Origin of the sequence: Streptococcus sp. HMSC071H03 (assembly GCF_001813035.1) — a bacterium.
In the GTDB taxonomy this organism is placed as follows: domain Bacteria; phylum Bacillota; class Bacilli; order Lactobacillales; family Streptococcaceae; genus Streptococcus; species Streptococcus anginosus.
This window is the reverse complement of the sequence record NZ_KV811176.1, coordinates 1-6013: the sequence shown is the minus strand read 5'-3', so window position 1 is coordinate 6013 and position 6013 is coordinate 1. Positions and strand designations below refer to the sequence as shown.

Here is a 6013-nt window from a genome sequence, read left to right as displayed (position 1 = left end):
TCAACCACTGCGTCTTATAATTCTAACTATATAAAACAAAGGAAGCTGGGCACTTTTGTCTCAGCTTCTTTCGTTAAATTTATTGGATGTTCTTCAACATATTTTCGATGTGCTCAATAGATTTTTCACGTCCAAGCAGGTAAATGGTGTCTGGTAATTCTGGACCGTGCATTTCGCCTGAAACAGCGATACGAATTGGCATAAAGAGGTTTTTGCCTTTGATACCCGTTTCTTTTTGCACCGCCTTGATTTGTGGGAAGATATTTTCTGACTTGAAGTCTTCATCACTCATAGCTTCCAATTTTTCTTTGAATGCTTTCAAAACAGTCGGTACCGTTTCGCCTGCCATAAACTCTTTTTCTTCTGCCGTTAGCTCTGGGAAATCTTCAAAGAAAAGGTCTGTGAGCGGTACGATTTCATCTACAGACTTCATTTGTGGTTTGTAAAGTTCAACTAATTTTTCAGCTTTGTCAGTCAAACGACCAGCCGCTTCCAAGTAAGGTTTCGCCATATCAAAAATGGTTTCAAAATCCGCATTTTTAATGTATTCATTGCTCATCCAGTCTAATTTCTTTTGGTCAAAAGCAGCCGGAGACTTGCTGAGACGATGTTCATCAAAGAGTTGGATCAATTCTTCACGAGAGAAGATTTCATTTTCACCGCCAGGATTCCAGCCAAGGAGGGCAATAAAGTTGAAGACGGCTTCAGGCAGGTAGCCTTTCTTACGGTAATCTTCGATAAATTGAAGCGTGTTTGTATCACGTTTGGACAATTTCTTACCCGTTTCGGAATTAATAATCAAGGTCATGTGACCAAATTGTGGCGCTTCCCAACCGAGCGCTTCGTACACCATGAGCTGCTTAGGGGTATTGGCAATGTGGTCATCTCCACGAATGACATGGGAAATTTTCATCAGATGGTCATCCACCACAACCGCAAAATTATAAGTTGGATAACCGTCTTTTTTCTGGATAACCCAGTCACCACCGATGTTGCCACCTTCAAATTCAATCTCACCTTTGACAAGATCGTTCCACTTGTAAATACCAGATTCATTGACCACAAGACGGACTGTTGGAACAATGCCTGCTGCTTCACGATCTGCGATATAAGCTGCTTTTTCATCTTCAGACATTCCCAGATATTCATTGATGTAACGAGGTGTTTCTCCAGCAGCTTCCTGACGCTCACGCTCTGCTGCCAGCTCTTCCTCCGTCACATATGATTTATAAGCCAAGCCTTTTTCAAGTAACTCATTGATATAGCTTTGGTAAATGTCCAAACGTTCAGACTGGCGATATTTTTCATGCGTTTCTGGACTCTCATCCCAATCAATTCCTAACCAACGCAGATTTTCCAACTGCGAACGTTCCCCGTCTTCCACATGGCGTTTACGGTCAGTATCTTCAATCCGAATGATAAAAGTTCCGCCGTAGTGACGAGCGTAAAGATAATTAAAGAGCGCAGTCCGCGCATTCCCAATGTGTAACAGTCCCGTTGGACTTGGTGCATAACGCACACGAATTTGATTCGCCAATTGTATGTCTCCTAATTTTTATCTTATATTTTCAACAGGAAAAACCTGTTTTTATTTCAAACGTTACTATTATACCACATAGTTGTCGAAAAGAAATAACAGAAACGATGAAACTTTATTATTCTTCCAATCATTTACAGAATTTCCTTAGCAATGTAGAAGCCACCGTCTGTCTCACCTATCAATTCACCGCTCAGTTACACTGACTTACCCAAACACCTTCTTCAACACTTCACCAATCGTTGTTACACCAATAACTTCAATAGTTTCGGGAATGTTCAATCCGTTCAGAGAGTTTTTAGGAGCGTAAACTTTGGTGAAGCCTAGCTTAGCAGCTTCATTAATGCGTTGCTCAATGCGATTAACACGGCGGATTTCCCCCGTCAGACCGATTTCTCCAATAAAACATTCTTGTGGATTCGTTGGCAAGTCTTTATAACTAGAAGCAATTGCGACAGCAACAGCTAAGTCAATGGCTGGCTCATCCAATTTGACACCGCCTGCTGACTTTAGGTAGGCATCCTGATTTTGCAATAATAGCCCTGCTCGCTTTTCCAAAACAGCCATAATCAGACTGGCGCGATTAAAGTCCAATCCTGTCGTTGTCCGCTTGGCATTGCCAAACATGGTCGGCGTCACCAAAGCCTGCACTTCCGCAAGGATTGGACGCGTCCCCTCCATGGTCACCACGATAGAAGAGCCTGTTGCTCCATCTAAACGCTCCTCTAAGAAAAGCTGGCTAGGATTGAGCACTTCAACCAGACCACCTGACTGCATCTCAAAAATGCCGATTTCATTCGTAGAGCCGAAGCGGTTTTGACCGCCCGCAAAATACGAAAAGTATGCTGTCGCTCACCTTCAAAATAAAGTACCGTATCCACCATGTGTTCCAAGGTTCTAGGTCCAGCCAAGGTACCTTCCTTGGTCATATGACCCACGATAAAGGTGGCAATATTGTTGGTTTTTGCCAACTGCATCAGCTCCGCTGTCACTTCTCGTACTTGCGAAACCGAGCCTTGCACACTAGAAATTTCTGGCGATAGAATCGTCTGAATGGAGTCTATAATCAAGAAATCTGGCTTAATTTTTTCAATCTCAGCACGAATCTGATGCATATTGGTCTCGGCATAAAGATAAAACTCACTGTCAATATCGCCTAATCGCTCCGCACGCAACTTAATCTGCTCAGCAGACTCTTCCCCACTGACATACAATACCGTTCCCTTGTGAGAGAGTTGGGTTGAAACCTGCAATAAAAGTGTCGATTTCCCAATACCGGGATCTCCTCCGATTAGAACTAAACTTCCTGGCACCACGCCGCCACCCAAGACGCGGTTAAACTCATCCATATCTGTCTTGGTACGGTTGACATTGATAGAAGTCACCTCCGCTAACTTCATCGGTCGACTTTTTTCACCCGTCAGCGAAACACGCGCATTCTTAACCTCTGTAACTTCTACTTCTTCGACAAAAGACGACCAAGCACCACAATTCGGACAACGCCCCAGATACTTGGGCGAATGGTATTCACAATTTTGACAAACAAATGTCGATTTTTTCTTGGCTATGATAGATTCCTCTTTCTTAATGCCCAGTGCTTCCAAAACCACCTGTCCGCACACCATCTGCTTCATCATTATCAGCAAGCAAAAACGGCGCAAAGACAGCTTGAACGATACGGTCTTCCTCTTCTAAAACTACTTCTTGCTCTGTAATGTTCTGCATTTGCGCAAAGATATGACCTTCATTTCCCGGATTGCCATAATAATCCCCGTCAATAACGCCCACAGAGTTAATCAAAACTAATCCTTTTTTACGTGGATTAGATGAACGATCATAAAGATAAAGCACTTCACCAACCTGCATATAGGCCTTGACACCTGTTGGCACTAATTTAATCTCTTTTGGCGCAATCACTGTACGCTCTGCCACTTTTAAGTCATAACCAGCCGCATGAGCCGTCTCACGCTTTGGCAGTAAATTTTTATTTTTAAAGCTTGAAACAAGCTCAAAACCACGAATTCGCATATTTTTCTCTTTTCTACATTTGCTTCCCCTATTATACTAAATTCGTAAACAACACGCAAAATGCAGGTCATTCTTCAACCTGCACTTTTGAAGTTATTTCAGTTCATTCAAAAATCGAATGACTTGCTCGTTGGCATCCACCTCAGCTTTCACTCCAAAAGGAACAATTGCTCTTGGGGTAGCATGTCCAACATTTAAGTTATATAAAATAGGAATATCTGTATCAATGACATCAAGCAGGATTTGTTTATATTCTCCATAATAAGTTTCATCCATTGGTTTTCCAACAAGTACACCATTTAAAACAGAAAAAATCCCTGTCGCCTTTAAGGCTTCTAGCATTTTTCGATATAAAATTGGTTCTGGTTTTTCCTCACTGGTTTCCAACAAAAGAATTTTTCCTGCCCACTCTGAAAGACTAGGAAAGAGCTGGTATTGAGCACACAGTTCAATGGCACCTTCATATCTTTCATCAAATATCTGATAGAGCGACTCCAAACAGCCTCCTAAAATTTCCCCTTCAAATGTTGCCTTCCCTTTCAGCAATTCAAAACCTTGATTTTCATGACGAATCCGTTTCGTTCCTAAGGCTTTTTCACTAAAATCCGTCCTCTCATCATACCAGACATTGCTCGGTCTAATTTCTGAGATAGTCCCTGTTCCAATCAGTTCCTTAAAATATGAAAGCGTATAAGGCAGCATTTCTTCCTCTAACTCACAAACATCAGCAAGAAATGACTGACCATAAAAAGTTTTCATTCCCAACTTATGAAGCATGAGGTGATTTATAGTGGTGTCTGAAAAGCCTAAAAATACTTTCTGATTCACAACCTTTTTTAACTGTTCATCTTCAAACAAATAGGGTAACAATCGATACGTATCATCTCCACCAATAGCACATAAAATCATATCAATTGAAGGATCTTCAAAAGCTTGAATCAAATCTTGCGCTCTCGATTTAGGATGGTCTTTCAGATAATCCATTCCCTTTTGTGCATACTCTAAAAACGTCACTTCAAGTCCCAAGTCTTTTAAACGCTTTAATCCTAGATCAACCTCATGCCTAACGAAACTTTCTCCTATAATCCCGCTTGATAGACTAACGATTCCAACGTTCTTTATCATCCTATTTCCTCCCTTACTGATAATTTGAATCATTATATCACAAAATACAATCAACTAAAATGCTAAATGACCAATATTCACAAAACAAAACATACTAAGATTAGGAGTGAGGAAATCTCCGACGGGAGATGGTACTCACTGCTTTTTCTTTATGTTAAAGTAGAGGTGTCTTGTTAAGTCGAGGGTCTTTTTGACGCTAGATGTCGTACACAAAACTGGCAAGACACCTGTTTTAGGAAGAATGTTATCAAAGTATGTGGGACGCTTGACGTCGTGTATTGAAAATGACATCACTAAAACAAGGAATCATTCAAGACAAAGAGGTAATATCATGAGGGTTGTTTTCGGAATTGATGTGAGCAAGGCAAGTTCAGAGGTAGCGATTTTAGTGAATGGGGAGAAAGTTCATGACTACACCATACCCAACGATACCATTGTATTTGCACGTCTCTTGAGCGATTTAAAAACCATTCAACTCCCTGAAATCATCTTTGAGGCACTGGGGTCTATTCACGGCGCCTTCAGGCATTTCTGGAGGAGAATAACTATGCTTATACACGGCTCAATCCTCTGGAAGCTAAGAAGCAATTGGATAGCCTGCGAGTTCGTAAAACGGATAAGATTGACGCTGAAAAACTAGCACAATCTCAATTTGTGCTCAATCGTAAGCCAACCCATGTTCAAGAGGAGGTTTATCAAGATTTGCGGGATTTGAGTCGTTTCTATCAGAATCTGACAGAGGATACCGTTCGTACTAAGAACCGCCTTCACAAAGTACTGCAAGTGACCTTCCCAGAAATAGAGTCTATTTTATCAGCGCCAACAGATGAACAATACTGGCAGCTGGTGAGGGCATTCCCAAGTAAAGCTTTCGCCCTGGAGATGTCTGAGATGGAACTGACTGCCATCATTCGGCAGTCTACAGCCAAACGCATCTCTGACAAGCGTGTCGCTTATCTGGTGGGGAAACTCATTGAACTAGCCAAACAGTCTTATTGTGCTACCAAGAAAACCTCTCCAATAATCGAAGAGGTTCGTTACTATGCAGGAGAACTCCAACGATTGACCGAACGCAGACAGACTATCTTAGACAAAATGGTAGAGCTGGCCAAACCTCTACCAGAATACGAGATTCTTCTCTCCATTCCTGGTATCGCTGAAACAACAGCCACCTCTATCATAAGCGAATTAGGAGATATTCGCCGTTTTCAGTCTGCCAATCATATTGGAATTGATCTGAGGCACTACGAATCTGGAAACTTTCTGGCTCAAGAACACATCACCAAGCAGACTTTTATGAGAAACGAAAAAGACAATCGCAGA

Annotated in this window: 3 protein-coding genes and 2 pseudogenes; 1 reads left to right on the top strand and 4 read right to left on the bottom strand. The window is 41.7% G+C overall.

Features of this window, described 5'->3' with window-relative positions:
• Positions 1-79: 79 nt before the first annotated feature.
• The 4 genes and pseudogenes from gltX to HMPREF2887_RS09610 form a co-directional block, all read right to left on the bottom strand.
• Positions 80-1537, bottom strand: coding sequence for a glutamate--tRNA ligase (gene gltX / locus HMPREF2887_RS09625; protein WP_021001221.1), 1458 nt, complete (start codon positions 1535-1537; stop codon positions 80-82).
• Positions 1538-1744: 207 nt separating this feature from the next.
• Positions 1745-3162, bottom strand: a pseudogene (gene radA, locus HMPREF2887_RS09620) (DNA repair protein RadA).
• Positions 3122-3565: a dUTP diphosphatase gene (locus HMPREF2887_RS09615; protein ID WP_021001219.1), complete on the bottom strand. Its 444-nt coding sequence runs from the start codon at positions 3563-3565 to the stop codon at positions 3122-3124. The pseudogene radA and the gene HMPREF2887_RS09615 overlap by 41 nt, the downstream one beginning before the upstream one ends.
• A gap of 93 nt (positions 3566-3658) precedes the next feature.
• A complete protein-coding gene (locus tag HMPREF2887_RS09610; RefSeq protein ID WP_021001218.1) occupies positions 3659-4690 on the bottom strand; it encodes a S66 family peptidase in 1032 nt (343 codons plus the stop codon).
• 331 nt (positions 4691-5021) lie between these two features.
• On the opposite strand from HMPREF2887_RS09610, the pseudogene HMPREF2887_RS09605 reads away from it, so the two are divergent.
• Positions 5022-6013: pseudogene (locus tag HMPREF2887_RS09605) on the top strand (IS110 family transposase); the annotation flags it as partial.